The organism is Mesorhizobium sp. U510 (assembly GCF_059180695.1).
Window position 1 is genome coordinate 388,610 of sequence record NZ_CP180532.1, and the last position, 17,889, is coordinate 406,498.

General features: G+C 64.0%; 21 protein-coding genes. 11 read left to right on the forward strand and 10 right to left on the reverse strand.

Features of this window, described 5'->3' with window-relative positions; translation table 11 throughout:
* Positions 1 to 2 precede the first annotated feature (2 nt).
* From ACLGL5_RS03760 to ACLGL5_RS03780, 5 genes are all read right to left on the reverse strand, one after another.
* Entirely contained in the window at positions 3 to 422 is a 420-nt protein-coding gene (locus ACLGL5_RS03760; protein ID WP_069090355.1) for a type II toxin-antitoxin system VapC family toxin, read from the reverse strand.
* Positions 400 to 669, reverse strand: coding sequence for an AbrB/MazE/SpoVT family DNA-binding domain-containing protein (locus ACLGL5_RS03765; RefSeq protein ID WP_019861745.1), 270 nt, complete (start codon positions 667 to 669; stop codon positions 400 to 402). The genes ACLGL5_RS03760 and ACLGL5_RS03765 overlap by 23 nt, the downstream gene beginning before the upstream one ends.
* A 56-nt stretch (positions 670 to 725) precedes the next feature.
* Positions 726 to 1,235 (reverse strand): crossover junction endodeoxyribonuclease RuvC, encoded by a 510-nt coding sequence (gene ruvC / locus ACLGL5_RS03770; RefSeq protein ID WP_010912038.1) that lies wholly within the window; start codon positions 1,233 to 1,235, stop codon positions 726 to 728.
* A gap of 93 nt (positions 1,236 to 1,328) precedes the next feature.
* Positions 1,329 to 1,862, reverse strand: a complete 534-nt coding sequence (gene rcdA / locus ACLGL5_RS03775) for a protease adaptor protein RcdA (protein ID WP_038650276.1) — start codon at positions 1,860 to 1,862, stop codon at positions 1,329 to 1,331.
* Between the two features lie 377 nt (positions 1,863 to 2,239).
* The gene (locus ACLGL5_RS03780) at positions 2,240 to 2,620 is read right to left on the reverse strand and encodes a hypothetical protein (RefSeq protein ID WP_019861748.1); all 381 of its coding nucleotides are present in this window, start codon (positions 2,618 to 2,620) and stop codon (positions 2,240 to 2,242) included.
* 329 nt (positions 2,621 to 2,949) lie between these two features.
* Between ACLGL5_RS03780 and ACLGL5_RS03785 the strand changes: the two genes are divergently transcribed.
* On the forward strand, positions 2,950 to 3,501 hold the full coding sequence (locus tag ACLGL5_RS03785) for a DUF2269 family protein (protein WP_038650278.1): 552 nt from the start codon (positions 2,950 to 2,952) through the stop codon (positions 3,499 to 3,501).
* A 42-nt stretch (positions 3,502 to 3,543) separates the two neighbouring features.
* Here ACLGL5_RS03785 and ACLGL5_RS03790 read toward each other — a convergent pair whose 3' ends face one another.
* The 3 genes from ACLGL5_RS03790 to ACLGL5_RS03800 all read right to left on the reverse strand — a co-directional run bounded on the left by ACLGL5_RS03790 (position 3,544) and on the right by ACLGL5_RS03800 (position 5,699).
* Entirely contained in the window at positions 3,544 to 4,314 is a 771-nt protein-coding gene (locus tag ACLGL5_RS03790) for a sulfite exporter TauE/SafE family protein (RefSeq protein WP_064981233.1), read from the reverse strand.
* A gap of 115 nt (positions 4,315 to 4,429) precedes the next feature.
* Positions 4,430 to 5,158: a class I SAM-dependent methyltransferase gene (locus ACLGL5_RS03795; protein WP_069090356.1), complete on the reverse strand. Its 729-nt coding sequence runs from the start codon at positions 5,156 to 5,158 to the stop codon at positions 4,430 to 4,432.
* 82 nt (positions 5,159 to 5,240) lie between these two features.
* Positions 5,241 to 5,699 carry an Lrp/AsnC family transcriptional regulator gene (locus ACLGL5_RS03800; RefSeq protein ID WP_019861752.1) on the reverse strand — a complete coding sequence of 153 codons (459 nt, stop codon included), beginning with the start codon at positions 5,697 to 5,699 and terminating at the stop codon, positions 5,241 to 5,243.
* 133 nt (positions 5,700 to 5,832) lie between these two features.
* On the opposite strand from ACLGL5_RS03800, the gene ACLGL5_RS03805 reads away from it, so the two are divergent.
* The 9 genes from ACLGL5_RS03805 (at position 5,833) to ACLGL5_RS03845 (ending at position 13,710) form a co-directional block, all read left to right on the forward strand.
* Positions 5,833 to 6,738, forward strand: a complete 906-nt coding sequence (locus ACLGL5_RS03805; RefSeq protein ID WP_069093204.1) for a DMT family transporter — start codon at positions 5,833 to 5,835, stop codon at positions 6,736 to 6,738.
* A gap of 133 nt (positions 6,739 to 6,871) precedes the next feature.
* Positions 6,872 to 7,519: a thiamine phosphate synthase gene (locus ACLGL5_RS03810; RefSeq protein WP_069090357.1), complete on the forward strand. Its 648-nt coding sequence runs from the start codon at positions 6,872 to 6,874 to the stop codon at positions 7,517 to 7,519.
* Between the two features lie 46 nt (positions 7,520 to 7,565).
* On the forward strand, positions 7,566 to 8,561 hold the full coding sequence (locus ACLGL5_RS03815; protein ID WP_083246450.1) for a tetratricopeptide repeat protein: 996 nt from the start codon (positions 7,566 to 7,568) through the stop codon (positions 8,559 to 8,561).
* 130 nt (positions 8,562 to 8,691) lie between these two features.
* Entirely contained in the window at positions 8,692 to 9,258 is a 567-nt protein-coding gene (gene efp, locus ACLGL5_RS03820) for an elongation factor P (RefSeq protein ID WP_019861758.1), read from the forward strand.
* Positions 9,259 to 9,282: 24 nt separating this feature from the next.
* Positions 9,283 to 10,083, forward strand: coding sequence for an inositol monophosphatase family protein (locus tag ACLGL5_RS03825; protein ID WP_069090359.1), 801 nt, complete (start codon positions 9,283 to 9,285; stop codon positions 10,081 to 10,083).
* A 101-nt stretch (positions 10,084 to 10,184) separates the two neighbouring features.
* The gene (gene trhA, locus ACLGL5_RS03830) at positions 10,185 to 10,871 is read left to right on the forward strand and encodes a PAQR family membrane homeostasis protein TrhA (protein ID WP_069090360.1); all 687 of its coding nucleotides are present in this window, start codon (positions 10,185 to 10,187) and stop codon (positions 10,869 to 10,871) included.
* 104 nt (positions 10,872 to 10,975) lie between these two features.
* Entirely contained in the window at positions 10,976 to 12,001 is a 1,026-nt protein-coding gene (locus ACLGL5_RS03835) for a MotA/TolQ/ExbB proton channel family protein (RefSeq protein WP_027047497.1), read from the forward strand.
* A 1-nt stretch (position 12,002) separates the two neighbouring features.
* Entirely contained in the window at positions 12,003 to 13,034 is a 1,032-nt protein-coding gene (locus ACLGL5_RS03840; protein ID WP_019861763.1) for a peptidoglycan -binding protein, read from the forward strand.
* Between the two features lie 247 nt (positions 13,035 to 13,281).
* The gene (locus tag ACLGL5_RS03845) at positions 13,282 to 13,710 is read left to right on the forward strand and encodes a hypothetical protein (RefSeq protein ID WP_069090361.1); all 429 of its coding nucleotides are present in this window, start codon (positions 13,282 to 13,284) and stop codon (positions 13,708 to 13,710) included.
* Between the two features lie 93 nt (positions 13,711 to 13,803).
* Here the strand turns inward: ACLGL5_RS03845 and ACLGL5_RS03850 are convergent, their stop codons facing one another.
* On the reverse strand, positions 13,804 to 14,157 hold the full coding sequence (locus ACLGL5_RS03850; RefSeq protein WP_038650288.1) for a DUF1304 domain-containing protein: 354 nt from the start codon (positions 14,155 to 14,157) through the stop codon (positions 13,804 to 13,806).
* Positions 14,158 to 14,422: 265 nt separating this feature from the next.
* On the opposite strand from ACLGL5_RS03850, the gene ACLGL5_RS03855 reads away from it, so the two are divergent.
* Positions 14,423 to 15,910, forward strand: a complete 1,488-nt coding sequence (locus ACLGL5_RS03855) for a carboxypeptidase M32 (protein WP_064981243.1) — start codon at positions 14,423 to 14,425, stop codon at positions 15,908 to 15,910.
* A gap of 36 nt (positions 15,911 to 15,946) precedes the next feature.
* Here the strand turns inward: ACLGL5_RS03855 and ACLGL5_RS03860 are convergent, their stop codons facing one another.
* On the reverse strand, positions 15,947 to 17,749 hold the full coding sequence (locus tag ACLGL5_RS03860) for an ABC transporter transmembrane domain-containing protein (protein ID WP_069090362.1): 1,803 nt from the start codon (positions 17,747 to 17,749) through the stop codon (positions 15,947 to 15,949).
* Positions 17,750 to 17,889 lie beyond the last annotated feature (140 nt).

Consider the following 17,889-nt stretch of genomic DNA (forward strand, 5'->3'; position numbering starts at 1 on the left):
CCTCATGGGTGGGTTTCCGGAGAAATGATGTCGAGGTCGGGAAAGTAACTGCGATAACGCGCGGCGTCGCGGGTCAAAAGACGATGCCCGGCAACGGTTGCATGAGCGCCGATAAAGAAATCCGGCAAGGTCCTTTCCCTGATGCCACCGGCCCGGCGATAGCGGGAATGCGTGACGCCGGCAAGGAATGCCGCGTCCCAGGGCACAAGTTCGCGATCCATCTCCAGCATGTCGACGGCTTTTCGAAGTGCGGCCTCTGTCGCGATCAGCGGTGCTAACTCGGACCAGATGATCGAATTGACGACCAACGCACCGTCGCGGCGGCAGAAGGCGATCGCCGATGCCGACCATTCTTTCATCGGCCCGGCTGGTCCCCAAACGTCGATCAGGACATTTGTGTCAATCAACGTCGAGATCTTCACGCGGCCCCCTCAACCACTCCATGTATTGGTCGGTGGTCATGCCCCCCAGGTCCAACGTCCCCTCCATCCGGTCGAGGACATCTTGGAGCCTGCGCAATTTCTCCTCCTCGGAGAGGTTCTCGTTGACGGCAACCAGCTGAACGCCCCCGTCGGTGGCCACGAACTCAACCTCGGAACCCGGACCGATGCCCAGATGGTCCCTTATCGGCTTGGGGATTGTCACTTGCCCCTTGGTGGTGACGCGCATGGTAATACCTCCAAGGTATTACTTATCCGCTCAACGTGAACAAGTCAAGAACATCGCTAGCCGGCAAGCGCCATCCGGTAGGCGGCGCTCTGGCGGTGATGCGCGTGGCAAATCGCGATGGCCAGCGCGTCGGCGGCGTGTTCGGTATCGAAGGTCGCTTTCGGCAGCAGCACCTTCACCATCATGTGGATCTGCTTCTTGTCGCCATGGCCGACGCCGATGACCGCCTTCTTCACCGCATTGGGCGCGTATTCGGCGACGACAAGGCCGGCACGCGCCGGCACCAGCATGGCGATGCCGCGCGCCTGGCCGAGCTTCAGCGTCGCCACGGCATCCTTGTTGACGAAAGTCTGTTCGACGGCCGCCTCATGCGGCATTGCCGCATGCAGGACTTCGGCGAGCCCGTCATGCAATTGGCAGAGCCGCGTCGCCAGCGCCGCCTTGTCCTCGGAGCGCACGGTGCCGGACGCGACGAAGCGCAAGGAATTGCCGAGGCTCTCGACGATGCCCCAGCCGGTGCGTCTGAGCCCCGGATCGATGCCGATGATGCGAATCGCGTCCCCCATCCGGTCACTTTACCTCCGGGGGACAGCGATGCCAGCGAAATGTGAACAAACCGGAAACGGAGGCCTGTCGAGCTGGAAATATTCCGAAGCCGCTCAGTTGCGGGCGAACGCCGTGTTGAGCAGGCTGATCTGGTCGGAAACCGGATTGGGCCGGCGGCCCATGGGCTGCATGTCGACTACCGCGCCGGCGCCGTAGATCTCGTCGTCCATGCGGCGCACCAATGCCTGCAGGCGAAGCGAGCGGTTGACCAGGTCGAGGAACTCCTCGGGCAGTTCGGCCCAGCCGGCGGCTTCGTCATGCGCGGAAGCGGTATCGAGGCGCACCTTGGACTTTTCCGAAGCGACCTGGTCGCGGGTCATCTCGCCGGAATTGGCCGCGCGCTGCAAAAGCAACCAGGAGGCAACCTGCATCAGCCTGGTCGTCAGCCGCATCGATTCGGCCGCGTAGAGCGTGGCCGCCAGGCGCGACAGCTTCTTGGCCTCGGCGCGGCCCTTGCCGTCGAGATACTCGGCCGCCTGTTCGACCAGCCCCATGCCTTCCTGGTAGAGCGGTTTGAAGGAATGCGAAAAAACCCGGCGCTCCGCCAGTTTGACGGTTTTCGCACTGCCCTTCGAAGGCTCGTTCATTGATACGCCCCTGCACTTGCAACCGGCCGATTCGGTTCACTGCCGATACACCCGGCACCCTATCTGACTGAAGCTTGAAAATGCGCTTCGCCGGGGGTGAAGGCAAGCACATGTTTAACAGAAGGTTAACAGCGGACCGACACCCGGCGTGCCACCGGAATGCGGACAAAAAAAGAGCCGCGGATAAGGCGGCTCTCAGGAGTTTAACAGGGAGGCGTCAAACAAAGTGGCTCCAACCACTCGGTAAGAATCCAGATCACTGGATGCGCATAGTAAACGCCTGTAAAGCTTAATGAACCTTTAACGGCACCGATGTTTTTTGACCGAACGCCCCATTCCTGTGCCGTAACAGCACAGACCCGAAGCTCGCTTCAGGCTCAGGCTTTCTTCCAGACCACCGGCAAAGCGATGAAGGCAAACAGCAGCATGCCGGCATAGAAGCCGATCGAGGCTATCCCCAGCAGCGGTTCTATTGCGGGCGTGCCGGCAAGCAGAATGAAGAGGCCGATCATGAGCCCAATTCCGCTGATCGCGGTCAGCCAGAAGTGTACGACGGCGATCGTCTTTAGCCCGACCGTAGGAAACAGATGGTAGAAGAAGGCAAAGACCGCCGACATCAGCCAGCCTGCCACCATAATGTGAGCGTGAGTCGGCATCTGGCCATGGTCTTCGCTGATCGCCATATGGATGCCGAGCGCCATGCCGCACAGCGCATAGATGATGGCCAGCGTGAAGAAATTGCGTGCTACCCCTTGCATAATGTTCCCCCTCATTGCCTCTTCCCGTTGCGGGAATGGGTTGATCGTCCGGCGACTGCTGTCGCCACCGGGCTCCCGGCCTCGGCGCACTAGCATCGGTACTGTTTCCAGACGATGTCGCGCTCCCCCTGACGCATCCGACAATAGCGGAAAATGAAGCCGCGCATCGGTGGTTGTCGAGAATCAGCGCTGATCGAAAACCGCCGAAACAAAAGCTGTTTTTCCGCGACATCGTGCCGAAACAGGCATTACGCTAAACGCCCGCTCCTCTGACGGCTGGTGCATATTCGCCCGGCTGCGAACAACAAGAAATGTCCCAGGAGCAAACAATGGACTGGTATTCCATCGTCAAATTCCTTCACGTCGTCTCAGCCATTTTGTGGGTCGGCGGCGGCTTCGTATTGTTCCTCCTCGGCGTGCTTGCCGAGCGCGCCGGCAACATCGAGGACAAGTTGCAGGCGATGCGCGCCAGCGGTCAGCTGGGTGGCCTTTTCTTCGCACCGATGTCGATGCTGACCTTGCTCTTCGGCCTCATCATGTGCGGCTTCTGGGTCGGCTTCTCCGACCTGTGGATCATCATCGGCCTGGCAGGCTACGCCACGACCTTCTCGATCGGCATGCTCATCTTCAAGCCGACCGGCGAGCGCATGGGCGCGATGATCGCCAAGGAGGGCGTGACACCTTCCGTGCTTGCCATTGGCCAGCGCATGATGAGCGCGGCTCGCTTCGACTATGCGGTGATGCTGGTGATCGTCGCCGACATGGTGCTCAAGCCGACCACGCATGACATCGGCATCCTCGCCGGCATGGTACTGGTCCTGGTGGTCGGCGCCACGCTGGCCTTCGGCGGAAGCCGCCGGCTGGTGGAAAGCGCCGCCTGATCTCCCTGACGGTGAGAGCGGCCGAACAGCCGCCTCGCCTGTCTACATCAAGCCGGCGAGGCCGTCCCACAAAAGCTTCAGTGCCACGACCGCCACGGTCGCGTAGGTGAAGGGATAAAAAATCTCCGGCCGCATGCGCCGCACCAGCCAGGCGCCGGCGATAGTCGAAAGCGGCGCCAGCGGCATCAGCACGGCCGACGCCGTCAGGTTGGCGGTGTCGAACTGGCCGAGCGCGAAATAGGGTATGAGCTTCAGCGCATTGGTCGCGGCAAAGAAGATCGCGGCCGTGCCCGACAGGACCTTGGGGTCGAGCCGGATCGGCAGCGCATAGACCTGGAAGGGCGGGCCGCCGACATGGGCGACGAAGCTGGTGAAGCCGGCGACCGTCCCCCAGATCGCGGCAGCCACGCGGTTGGGTTCGGCGGCGTGGTCGGCGCCATGGCGGAACTGCAGATAGAGCCAGCGCAGCACGAAGATGATGGCGACGGCACCGACGATCAGCCGCACCGCTTCCTCGGTGACCAAGGCCGCCGTCAACCAGCCAATGCCGATGCCGATGACGGCGCCCGGCATCATGTCGACCAGCATCTTGCGGTCATAGACGCCCCACCACGTCCAAACCGAGACGATGTCCATCAGGCACAGGATTGGCAGCAGGATGGCGGCCGCCTGCACCGGCGGCATGGTCAGCGCCATCAGCGGCACGCCGACGAAACCGACAGCGCCGCCAAACCCGCCCTTGGACAGGCCGACCAGAATGACCGCCGGAATGGCAGCCGCGTAGAACCACGGATCGAGAAGCAGGCCTGACATGGGGAGGGACTGGTCTGGAGGGAAGGCGTCATCGCCTGAATAGCCGAGAATTGCGCTTTGGGCGACTGTAAATGCGGGCCGGTTGCCGAACACCTGCCAATGTCCGGCTCGTGCCTTATCGCCGGGCCGAGACCAGCAGGAACATCGGCCGTTCCAGCTCTTCCGCGAGTTCCGGCTTGGCCATGATCTGCGCGTCTGTCGGACAGAACTCCTCGACATGCTCGATCGCGAAACCGGTCCGGATCAGCGCGTTCAGCGTCGTGCCGATGGTGCGATGATGTTTCACCACGCCCTTGGCCAGCCAGTCGGTCTTGCGCGGGCCCTCCACCAGATAGCGGTCGACAGGCCATGTCCTTCGGCCTTCGGCATCGACCGCCCAGCCCGGCCTGGTCGGAGCCATGTAGATCGGATGCTCCGTCGAGAAGACGAAATGGCCGCCGGCCGACAGCGCCTGATGCACCGTCCCGAACAGCCGCGCGACATCCTCGACATAATGCAGCGCAAGCGAACTGTAGGCGAGACCGAAGCTGTCTTGCGGCAGGTCGAGCTTGTCGAGGTCGGCCCGTTCATAGGTGATGCCGGTGTCCGGGCCGGCGGCCCTCGCCCGGGCCAGCATCTTCTCCGACACGTCCAGCCCCAGGACATGGCTCGCCCCATGCTCGTGCGCCCAGCGGCAGAACCAGCCGAAACCGCAGCCGAGGTCGACGATCCGCAAGCCGCCCACTTGAGGCAGCATGGCGCACAGCGACGGCCATTCGGCGGCGCCTTCCAGGCCGTCGATCGACCGGCCAAGCTTGCTGTAGCCCGCGAAGAAATCCGGCTGGTCGTAGATATTCTGCGCCATGTCTACCTCGTCTCTCAGCCAATCATCCGGCGGGCTGAGATTTAGTGGACTGGTCGCGCCTGTCCACCACAGCCATGTGGAGTCAAGACGACGGGGCCGACGGCGCACCGAGCGGCGGCGGCCGCCGCCGGATCGGCTGCGCCTTGATGATGGCGGTGCTGGTCTCGGCCTTGTCGGCGATGCGGTCGAGAATGCCGTCGAGGTCGCCGATCGAGCGCACGAACAGCCGGGCGACGAAACAGTCGTCACCCGTCACCTTGTCGCATTCGCCGAACTCGGCGATCTCCTCGATCAGCTTCTGGACGATGTGCAGCTTGCCCGGCAAAGGCCGGATACGCACGATCGCCTGCAGCGTATAGCCGAGCGCCAGCGGATCGATTTCGACGGTGAACGCCCGGATGACGCCGCGCTCCTCGAGCCGCCGCAGCCGCTCCGAAACACTTGGCGACGACAGCCCGACCTGCGCGGCCAGCTCCTTCAGCGAGGTCCGCGCATCCCTGACTAGGATTTCGAGGAGATTTCGGTCGAGATCGTCAAGCATTTCAGATTTTTCACAAATTCGTGGCAGGAACCTAATATAATTAGGTCAGGCCTCCATACAGCCTTTCCAATCAGATGGAAAGCGCCCAACCCGCATGAGATTATGCCGCCTCAAAATGGGCTCAGAGGTTATCATGAACGATACGGTACGTGGCACGGTCGAAATGTCGGCCGCAATGGCCATCCTCGGGACGATCGGATGGTTCGTCGTCATGTCCGGCCAGCCGATCATGGATGTGGTGTTCTGGCGCTGCGCGTTCGGCGCGGTGACGCTGCTGATCATCTGCGCCTGCCTGGGATTGTTGGGCGGCAGGCTGCCGCCGCGCGTCATCGGCCTCGCCGCGCTTGGCGGCGCGGCCATCGTCATCAACTGGCTGCTCCTGTTCAGCGCCTTCTCCCGCGCGTCGATCTCGATCGCCACCGCCGTCTACAACACCCAGCCCTTCATGCTGGTCGGCTTCGGTGCACTCTTCTTCGCCGAACGGCTGACGCTGACCAAGCTGACATGGCTGGCAATAGCCTTTGCCGGCATGGTGCTCATCGTCGAGGCCACACCTGATGCCGGCGATGTCGGCACCAACTATTTTGCCGGCATCCTCATGGCCCTGGCCGCGGCCTTCTTCTGGGCCGTCGCGGCCATCGTCACCAAGAAGCTCAAGGGCACGCCGCCGCATCTGATCGCGCTGATACAGGTCTGCGTCGGCGTCGTCATGCTGGCGCCCTTCGCCCATCTCTCGCGTCTTCCCGCCGACCCGTGGAGCTGGGCGATGCTGGCGACGCTCGGCATCGTCCACACCGGCCTGATGTACATATTGATGTACGGCGCGATCCAGAAGCTGCCGACGCATCTGCAGGGATCACTGTCCTTCATCTATCCGGTGGTCGCCATCCTGGTCGATGTCGTGGCTTTCGGCCATCGGCTGCATCTCAGCCAGGTCGCCGGCGCCGCCGCCATCCTGGTGGCTGCCGCCGGCATGAACCTCGGCTGGTCCTTGTGGAAATCGAAACCGGTCACCGCGAGCCCTGAGCCGGCCAAGTAGGGCAGGCACGCCTGCCGCCCCGCGGTCAGGAAACGCGATCCCGACTGCCCGCCTGTTCAAAGCGGGCAGTTTGCTCTATGCCGCAATGCAACCATCTTCGCCCGGCATAGGCGAAACCCGGGATCGAAGAACCATGAACGACGCCACACCCCCAAATCGTTGCCGCATCGTGCTGATCGCGCCGCCCGGCGTGCCGGCCGCCCGCATCGCCTCCGCATTCGACGGCGGCGACGTCGCCTCGCTGATCCTGCCCGAAAACGGCATGGACGAGGCTTCCTTCCAGGCCTTTGCCGAACAGATTGTGCCGACGGCGCAGGCCGCGGGCGTGGCCGTGATCATCGCCGGCGATACCCGCATCGCCGGCCGTGTCCAGGCCGACGGCATCCATGTCGAGACATCCAAGGCCGAACTCGCCGAAACGATCGAACATTTCCAGGCGAAGATGATGGTCGGCGCCGGCGGTGCCAAGAAGCGCGACGACGCGCTCGAGCTTGGTGAGGTCAGGCCCGACTACATCTTCTTCGGCCGCTTCGGCTACGACAACAAGCCGGAGCCGCATCCGCGCAACCTGTCGCTGGGCGAGTGGTGGGCGCAGATGATCCAGATCCCCTGCATCGTCATGGCCGGATCCGATCTGGCTTCCGTCGAGGACGTGGCCGCCACCGGCGCCGAGTTCGTCGCGCTGTCGAGCGCGGTGTTCGCCGAGGGCGTCGATCCGAAAACCGCCGTGGCCCGTGCCAACGCATTGCTCGACGAAACCGCGCCGCGCTTCGAGGACTGATGTGGCTCCGGTAAGGTTTCCCCTTCAGGCCTTGCTTGCAGCGGTCATGATCCAGGCCGCCGCCGCCGAAACCGTACCCCAGCCGCAGCCCAAGCCTGAAACCGGCGTGCACACCGACAAGCCGATCGAAAAGCAGCTGCCGCAGCCCGCCACCACGGCGGAGCCGGCACCGCTGCCCTCGGTCGACAGCATCAATCCCGACCGCTTCGGCGCCAAGCCGGCGGACGCAGCCTATGGCGCTTTCCAGCGCGGGCTCTACAAAACGGCCTATAATCTGGCGCTGACTCGCGCCCGGAACGGCGACCCGGCGGCGCAGACATTGGTGGCCGAGATCCTGTCGCGCGGGCTAGGCGTGCCGCTGAATGCGGCGGAAGCCTCGAAATGGTATGCGCTTGCCGCCGAACAGGGTGTGCCTGAGGCGCAGTTCCAGTATGCGCTGATGCTGCTCGACGGCCGTTACGTCAAGAAGGATCCGAAAGAGGCCTACGCCCTGATGCAGGCCGCCGCCGAAGCCGGCAACCAGCTGGCGCAGTTCAATTTCGCGCAGATGCTGGTCCAGCAGGATCCCGGCGACGCGGGCCTGACCAAGGCGGTTTCCTATTATGAGCGCGCCGCCGCGACCGGCCTCGCCGACGCGCAATACGCCATGTCCCAGATCTATGCCAACGGCGTCGGCGGCAAGCCGCGCGACGACGCGCAGGCGAGACGCTTTCTCGCGCAGGCCGCGCGGCAGAACTACGACACCGCGCAGATCGATCTCGCCGCCTGGATGATCGAGGGCCGCGGCGGCGCCCGCGACCTGAAATCGGCTTTCGGCTGGACGAAGCAGGCAGCCGAGGGCGGCAACGTCGCGGCGCAGAACCGGCTGGCAAAACTCTACATGCAAGGCATCGGCACAGACCCGGACCTGGTGCTCGCCGGCGCCTGGTACGTCGTCGCCCGCCGCGCCGGTCTCATCGATCCCGACATGGACGATTTCCTGCAGGGCCTGAGCGACGACCAGACCAAGCAGGCCCTGCAGAAGGCAAACCGCCTGCCCTGATGGCGGCAGGTGCGATCGCCCGGCGCCGGGTCCATTGCTGCCCGCTCCCTTGCCTCTCCGGACGATTTGTGGTCTTGGGAGCCCCTAAATCGCTTGTCCCAGCGAAAATCTCATTCCGGATCCCATCATCATGGCCAAGATCAATGGCAACGAAATCCGTCCCGGCTACGTCATCGAGCATGATGGCGGCCTGTGGGTGGCGGTCAGGACCAACACCGTCAAGCCCGGCAAGGGCGGCGCCTACAACCAGGTCGAACTGAAGAATCTGATCAACGGCACCAAGCTCAACGAGCGCTTCCGCTCGGCCGAGACGGTCGAACAGATCCGCCTCGACCTGAAGGATTTTTCCTTCCTCTACGAACAGGACGACGCGCTGGTGTTCATGGACACCCAGAGCTACGAACAGCTCGAACTGAACAAGGATTTCGTCGGCGACCGCGCCGCCTTCCTGCAGGACGGCATGATGGTGACGGTCCAGCTCTATGAGGAGAGGCCGATCGGCATTTCGCTGCCCGACTATGTCACCCTCACCATTACCGAGGCCGACCCGGTGGTGAAGGGCCAGACGGCGGCATCCTCCTACAAGCCGGCGGTGCTGGAGAACGGCATCCGCGTGCTGGTGCCGCCCTTCATCGGCGCCGGCGAACGCATCATCGTCGACACCAACGAAATCACTTACGTGCGCCGCGCCGACTGACGCGCTGCAGCAGGAAGACATACGATGGCACGCTCAGCCCTTCTCAACGTCATGGTCCAGGCCGCAATGAAGGCCGGCCGCTCGCTGTCGCGCGACTTCGGCGAGGTCCAGAACCTGCAGGTCTCGCTGAAGGGACCTGGCGACTATGTCAGCCAGGCCGACCGCAAGGCCGAGGACATCATCTTTGCCGAATTGTCGAAGGCGCGTCCGGGCTACGGTTTCCTGATGGAAGAGCGTGGCGCGGTGGAAGGCGAAGACAGCCAGCACCGCTGGATCGTCGATCCGCTCGACGGCACCACCAATTTCTTGCACGGCATTCCGCTGTTCGCCGTCTCGATCGCGCTGGAGCGCCAGGGCCAGATCGTCGCCGGCGTCATCTACAATCCGGCCATGGACGAGCTCTACACGACCGAGCGCGGTGGCGGCGCCTTCATGAACGACCGCCGGCTGCGCGTGGCCGGCCGCATCAAGCTGGTCGACACGGTGATCGGCTGCGGCATGCCGCATCTGGGACGCGGCCACCACGGCAATTTCCTCGTGGAATTGCGCAACGTCATGGCCGAGGTCTCGGGCGTGCGCCGTCTCGGTTCCGCCGCGCTCGATCTCGCTTATATCGCTGCCGGCCGCATGGACGGTTTCTGGGAAACCGGCCTGTCGGCCTGGGACATTGCCGCCGGCATGCTCCTGATCCGCGAAGCCGGCGGCTTCGTCTCGGACATGGATGGCGGGCAGGACATGCTGGACAACGGCTCCGTCGTTGCCGGCAACGAGGTCATCCAGCGTGCGCTGCTGAAGACGGTGAAAAAGCCCCTGGCATCCCGCTAAAGCCCTCCCGCCGCGCTGAACGGCCGCGGTCGCAAAACCGCCACCTAAGCTTGAAATACTGTCCGGCGGTTGCCCAGATATAGGGTGACGCAGGACGATCGATGACCAATATCCCGCCGCAACTCGAAATCCCGTTTGTCGGGCGCTGGCACTACTCCCGCGCGGAGATGATCGCCGACGGCATTGTCCATGCGGTCGGCATCGTGCTGGCGATCGCGGCCGGCTCGGCGTTGCTGGCGCTGGCGGCGTTTCGCGTCGGACCGGGCGAGTACATCGCCGCCGCCTTCTATGTCGTTTCGCTGCTGACCGTGCTCTCGGTGTCGCTGGCCTACAATCTGTGGCCGGTGACGTCACCGGCCAAATGGGTTCTGCGGCGCTTCGATCACGCCGCGATCTATCTTCTCATCGCCGCCACCTACACGCCTTTTCTGGCTCAGCTCGACGCTTCGCCGCTGGCCCGCTGGATGATCGTGCTGGTCTGGATTGCGGCGGCGATGGGCATCGCCTTCAAGGTGTGCTTTCCCGGCCGGTTCGACCGGCTGGCGATCGTCTTCTATCTCGCCATCGGCTGGAGCGGCATCGTCCTGGTCAAGCCGCTCGTCGAGACGCTGCCGACGACGTCGATCGTGCTCATCGTCGCCGGTGGCGTCGTCTATTCCTGCGGCGTCATCTTCTTCGCCTGGAAGGGTCTGCGCTTCCACAACGCCCTGTGGCACGGCTTCGTCGTCACTGGCGCGGGCCTGCATCTGGCGGCCATGGTCGACTGCCTGGTGATAAACCGTTTCTGATCCGCCTGCGGCAATATTGCCAAGCGCCATTCAATTTGGTCACAATTCCGTTTAGAGTCGCGAACGACGTGATCGGCGGCAGCGGCAGCGAAAACGGGGCACGGATGGCTTTTCTCAGATCCTTCGGCATGGGCAGGCGCTCCGACGTACTGATCTACGATCCACATAAACTGTCGAGTCCGCAGGTGTTCCTGCTGACCATGGTCATCTTCCTGGCCATCGTCGCCTTCATTGCCGCCATCCTGACCCGCCAGATCTCGACGGCCTTCGTCACCAATCCCGGGCTCAACGGCCTGATCATCGGCGTGCTCGCGGTCGGCATCCTGCTTGCCTTCGCCCAGGTTGGCCGGCTGTTTCGCGAGGTGCGCTGGCTCAACTCCTTCCGCGCCGGCTCGGAGACCACCGAGCCGGTGCTTTTGGCGCCGATGAAAGCCATGATCGGCCGCTCCTCGACCATGGCGTTCTCGACCTCCTCGATGCGCACCATGCTCGATTCCATCGCCACGCGCCTCGACGAAAGCCGCGACACCTCGCGCTACCTGGTCGGCCTCCTGGTGTTCCTCGGCCTGCTCGGCACCTTCTGGGGCCTGTTGAACACGATCGGCTCGATCCGCGAGACCATCGAATCGCTCGACCCCGGCACGGGTGACGCCGCGGCGGTGCTCGATTCCTTGAAACAGGGCCTGTCGGCGCCGCTGGCCGGCATGGGCACCGCCTTCTCGTCCTCGCTGTTCGGCCTGTCCGGCTCGCTTGTGCTCGGCTTCCTCGACCTGCAGGCGGGCCGCGCCCAGACGCGCTTCTACACCGAGCTTGAGAACTGGCTGTCCTCGGTCACCGATCTTTCCTCCGACATCGTCGTCTCCGATCCGGCCAAGAGCGAACCATCCGACGAGATCCGTCTGTTGTCGGAGCGGCTGCGCAGCATGCAGGAGAATGGCGGCGGCTCCAATCCGCGCGTCGCCACCGCGATGGCCAATCTCGCCGACGGCATTTCCGGCCTGGTCAAGAACATGCGCTCCGAGCAGCAGATCATGCGCGACTGGGTCGAGGCCCAGTCCGATGAGCAGAAGGCGATGCGCAACACATTGGAAAAGATTGCCGACGCCCTGAAGAAGCCCGGGGTGCACTGACATGGCGCTTGCCAGGGGCCGGCGTACCGATCGCCGCATCGACTATTGGCCGGGCTTTGTCGATGCGCTGTCGACGCTGCTTTTGGCCATCATGTTCCTGCTCACCGTCTTCGTGCTGGCGCAGTTCCTGCTCGGCCGCGAGATTTCCGGCAAGGATACGGTGCTCGCCCGTCTCAACTCGCAAATCAACGAACTGACCCAGTTGCTGGCGCTCGAGCGCTCGACGGCGCAGGACAAGGATGATTCGCTGGCCAATCTGCAGGCGTCGCTGTCGGCGGCCGAGGCGGAGAAAAGCCGGCTCGAACAGTTGCTGGCGCAAGGCGCGGGCGCCGGCGACCAGGCCAACCAGCGCGCCGCGGCGCTTTCGGGCGAACTCGACAGCCAGCGCCAGATCAGCCAGCAGGCGCTGAGCCAGGTCGAGATCCTCAACCAGCAGATCGCCGCGCTGCGCAAGCAGATCGGCGCGCTTGAAGACGCCCTCAATGTGTCCGAAGCCCGCGACCGCGATTCCAACACCAAGATCGCCGATCTCGGCCGCCGGCTGAACGTCGCCCTGGCGCAGCGCGTGCAGGAATTGAACCGCTACCGCTCCGACTTCTTCGGACGCCTGCGCGAGATCCTCGCCGATCGCGAAAACATCCGCATCGTCGGCGACCGCTTCGTGTTCCAGTCGGAAGTGTTGTTTCCGACCGGCTCCGAGGTGATCAACGATGCCGGCAAGGTCGAGATGAAGAAGCTCGCCGACGCCATCATCGAGTTGCAGAAGGAAATCCCGCCCGAGATCAACTGGGTGCTGCGCGTCGACGGCCATACCGACAACAAGCCGCTCTCCGGCACCGGCCGCTACCGCGACAATTGGGAATTGTCGACGGCGCGGTCGACCTCGGTGGTCAAGTTCCTGATTGAGAACGGCGTGCCGGCCAACCGCCTGGTCGCCGCCGGCTTCGGTGAGTTCCAGCCGCTCGACCCCGCCGACACCGACGAGGCGCGCAACAAGAACCGCCGCATTGAACTGAAGCTCACCGAACGTTGATTTCTCATCACGCGAACTCACGCGAATTTGTTCGCCGGCTCAACTCTAGGGCGCAGACGGGAGCCGGCAAGGCCTGAAAAGATTATCTTTTTTTAATTACACTTGGCGCCGGAGCGCTCCTAGCTTGCCGCCCAGGGCCGAGAACCGCCGGCGATGCCTCCCATCGCGACGCGACGGAACCCGACGGCCCGCGGCTGGAAGGTAGACGAAAGAACCGCTGCCTTCCTCTTCTGGAGGAGACGCGACGATGCGCTCTTTTAACCCTACGCTTAGAACTGCAGCACTGACCGCATTCCTTATCGCCATTCCGCTCGCCGGCGCCTATGCCGGGGGCCATCACAAGGGCGCTCTCGACGCGACGGACCCGACAGACATGACCGGCCCGCGCGTCGAGGCTCTCATCGAACAGGTCCAGGGTGTCCGCCACGGCATCGTCGACGCGAGGCAGGCCAACAACATCACTCCGGCGGTGGCGGAGCGCCTGGAGATGCGTACCGCCCGCATCAGCCAGGCGGCCGAGAAGATAGCCGCGTCGGATCACGGCAGGATTCCGGCCGCGCAGTATCATGACCTGCTGCGCCGTCTCGACAATGTCGACCAGCAGCTGCGGGTCGACACCGGCAGCGGTTTCCTGATGGGTGACGGCGCCGACGGCGGAACCTATCCGAACGGCTGAAGCCATCCGGCAAGGTCCAAGAGGAAGGGACCATCTGGCGCCTTCGGGACCCCAATCCCGCGGGCGTCCTTTTTCCTCACCATTCCGGCTTGCCTACCAACCAAGCCAGATCGCGATCAGGGCGACCACCGCCGGCACGGTCTGGATGAACAGGATCTTGCGGCCGACCGTTGCCGCGCCGTAGAGGCCGGCAATGGCGACGCACAACAGGAAGAAGACCTTGACCTGAAAACCGGCGGCGCCGAGGTACAGCCCCCAGATCAGGCCGGCCGCGAGAAATCCGTTATAGAGGCCCTGATTGGCCGCGAGCACCTTCGATGCGTTAGCGAATTCGGGCGTCAGGCGAAATGTCTTGTGCCCCCGAGGCGTGTCCCAAAGCACCATCTCGAGATAGACGATGTAGACATGGATCAAGGCCACCAGCCCGACCAGGATGTTGCCGATCATTTGCTCCCCCTTCACGCGTTGCCGGCAGCATTTCATGTCTGGCATCGCTTGCGCAAGGTGCATCCGCCGGACGGCATCTGGGCAATTCCAGGAAAAGTGTGAGGCGGTTTTCCCGGGAAAAGCGCGCAGCGCTTTCCCTTGGGAATTGCATCAAAACAAAGAGTTAGAGCGGTTTGCCGTTTCCATGGAACGGTGAACCGCTCTTAGGGTTGCCAACGCTTTTGCGTTGGTGTCTTTTCGCGCCGTCTCAATCACGGAAGCCGCTATGTCCTTTCAGAAACTCGATGACCTCGGCCACAAGCTCGAAGCGCTTGAGCATGCGCTGGCCATCCTCGGCGCCGACGAAGCCACGCATATGGCCGTCGGTGGCGGCGAGAAGCGCGCCGAGGCGATGGCGGCACTCGCCGGCATGTACCACACCAGGGCGACCGCCCCGGAAATCGCCGATTGGATCGCCGCCGCCGAAGGCGAGGCGCTCGACGACGAGCAGCGTGCGGCGCTCGGCGAACTGCGGCGGCAATACACCAACCTGACCTGCCTGCCGGTCCAATTCGTCGAACGCCAGACGACGGCGCGCATGCGCTGCGAGCAGCTGTGGCGCGACCTGCGCGCCAAGAACGACTGGGCGGGCTTCCAGCCGGCGCTCGAAGGCGTGGTGGCGCTGGTGCGCGAAGAGGCGGCCCTGCGCTCCGACGTGCTCGGCCTCGCCCCTTACGATGCGCTGATGGAGCAATTCGACCCCGGCAACCGTACATCAGACATCACGCCCGTCTTCGCCGATTTGAAAGCCTTCCTCAAAGGCTTCGTCCCGGAGGCTCTGGCGATCCAGGAAGCGCGGCTGCGCAAGCATCCGCTGAAGCCGCTCTCAGGCACCTACGCGATCGACAAGCAGCGCGAACTTGGCCTTGCCATGATGGCAGCCGTCGGCTTCGACCTGACGCACGGCTCGCTGTCGGTGTCGCACCATCCCTTCTGCGGCGGCGTGCCCAGCGACGTGCGCATCACCACCCGTTACAAGACGTCGGATTTCCTGTCGGCACTGATGGGCGTGCTGCACGAGACCGGCCATGCGCTCTATGAACAGAACCTGCCGAAGGCGTGGTCGCACTGGCCGCTCGGTAAGGCGCGCGGCATGGCCGTGCATGAGAGCCAGAGCCTGTTCGTCGAAAAGCAGATCGGCCGCAACCCCGCCTTCTGGCGCTGGGCGCTGCCGGTGGTGGACAAACATCTCGGCGAGGCCTGGTCGCTCGACGATCTCCTGCCGCATGTGCATCGCGTCGAGCGCGGGCTGATCCGCGTCGACGCCGACGAGGTGACCTATCCCCTGCACGTTATCCTGCGCTACGAACTGGAGCAGGAACTGGTCTCGGGCAGGCTCGAGGTTGCCGATTTGCCCGAAGCCTGGGACGCCAAGATGCGCGACTATCTCGGCCTCTCCACGTTGGACAACCCGGCCGACGGGCCGATGCAGGACGTGCACTGGCCGGGTGCCGCCTTCGGCTACTTCCCGTCCTATACGCTGGGCGCGATGATGGCGGCGCAGCAATGGGCCGCGCTGACGCGCGAACATCCCTCAGCCGATGACGATCTCGCGAAAGGCAATTTCACCGCCATCAATGACTGGCGCCGCAAGAAGATATGGTCGCAGGGCTCGCGCTGGTCGACGCCGGACCTGCTCGAACGCGCCACCGGCGAAAAGCTCAACGCCGTGTATTTCGTCGATCACCTGCGCAAACGGTATGGAACCGCGTAAAGCGATCGAAGGAACCGACAGGACAGAAGCGCCTGTCTACTCCGCCGCGCCCCTGAAGGCGCTGGCGCCGGTCTCGAACTGCAGCTTGGCCAGCCTGGCATAGATGCCGCCCCTGGCGACCAGGCTCTGATGCGTGCCTTCCTCGACGATGCGGCCGCCATCCATGACCAGGATCCTGTCGGCCTTCAGCACCGTCGCCAGCCGGTGGGCGATGACGATGGTGGTGCGGCCTTGCATCAGCCGTTCCAGCGCTGTCTGCACCAGCGTCTCGCTTTCGGCATCCAGCGCCGAGGTGGCCTCGTCGAGCAGCAGGATCGGCGCGTCGCGCAGGATGGCGCGGGCGATCGCCACGCGCTGGCGCTGGCCGCCGGACAGCGTGACGCCGCGCTCGCCGACCTGGCTGTCATAGCCGTTCTCGAGCTTGAGGATGAATTCGTCGGCCAGCGCGTCCTTCGCCGCCGCCTCGATCTCGGCTTCGCTGGCACCCGGTCGGCCGAAGCCGATATTGTCGCGCGCGCTCGCCGCGAAGACGGTGACGTCCTGCGGCACGATGGCGATGCGCTCGCGCACCGAAACCGGATCGGCTTCGCGCACGTCGACGCCATCGATCAGGATCCGGCCGCTTTCGGGATCGTAGAAGCGCAGGATCAGCGAAAACACGGTGCTCTTGCCGGCTCCCGAGGGGCCGACAATGGCCACCGTCTCGCCGGGCATGACCTGGAAACCCAGGCCGTGGACGGCGGCACGGTCGGGTCGCGCCGGATAGGAGAAGGAGACGTTGTCGAAGACGATCGCGCCCTTGGCGACCGCCGGCAACGGCTTCGGATCGGACGGCGCCTGGATCGCCGGCTTTTCGGCCAGGATCTCGGTCAGCCGCTCGGCCGCACCCGCCGCCTGGGAAAGTTCGCCCCAGACTTCCGACAACGCGCCGAGCGCGCCGGCGGCGAACACCGAATAGAGCAGGAACTGGCCAAGCGTGCCCGGCGACAGAGTGCCTTCGAGCACGTCGCGCGAACCGAACCAAAGCACCGCCACGACAGAGGAAAAGATCATGAAGATGGCGAAGAAAGTGAGGAACGAGCGTGCAAAGATCGAGGCGCGCGCCGCCTCGAAGGCAGCCTCCACGGCGGACGAAAAGCGACCGGTGACCAGTCTTTCATTGGTGAAGGCCTGCAGTGTACGCACCGCGCCGATCTGCTCGCTGGCATAGGCCGTCGCATTGGCCAACGTGTCTTGCGCCAGCCGCGATTTGCGACGCACCGAGCGCCCAAAGGCGACCAGCGGCAAGACGATGACGGGGATGGCGGCAATGACCAGGCCGGACAGCTTCGGGCTGGTGAAGACCATCATCGCCACGGCTCCGAGGCCGAGGATGACGTTGCGCAACGCGACCGAGGCGGTGGCGCCGACCGCCGATTTGACCTGCGTCGTATCGGCCGCGAGCCGCGATACGATCTCTCCCGACTGCGACGTATCGAAGAAGGATGGCGACAGGGTCGTCACATGGCTGAACACGTCGTTGCGGATGTCGGCAACAACACGTTCGCCGAGCGTGATGACGAAATAGTAGCGGCAGGCCGACGCCGCCGCCAGCACCGCGGCCATCACCACCAGCATGCCGAAATATTCGGCGATGAAGCTGGAATCCGATGCCGAAAAGCCGTGGTCGATCATGCGCCGCACCGCCAGCGGCAAGGCCAGCGTCGTCGCCGCCGCGACCGTCAGCGAGATCACCGCGCCGATGACCAGTTTCCGGTAGCGGCCAAGATAGGGGAACAGGCGCCTGAGCGGCTTGAGCGAGCGCCGACGCTCGTCCGCATCGCCACTGATGTCCGCCATGACCGTTTTCCTCTGGCCCTTTTCGTGCGCGCCATCAATATGCGGTTGACGCGGCCTTGTGATTCAATTTCGGCTGATGTATAGGCTCGCCGACTGTTTTAGAAGCCGTGGCTACTCAATAGCTACGGCTTCGAGTTTTA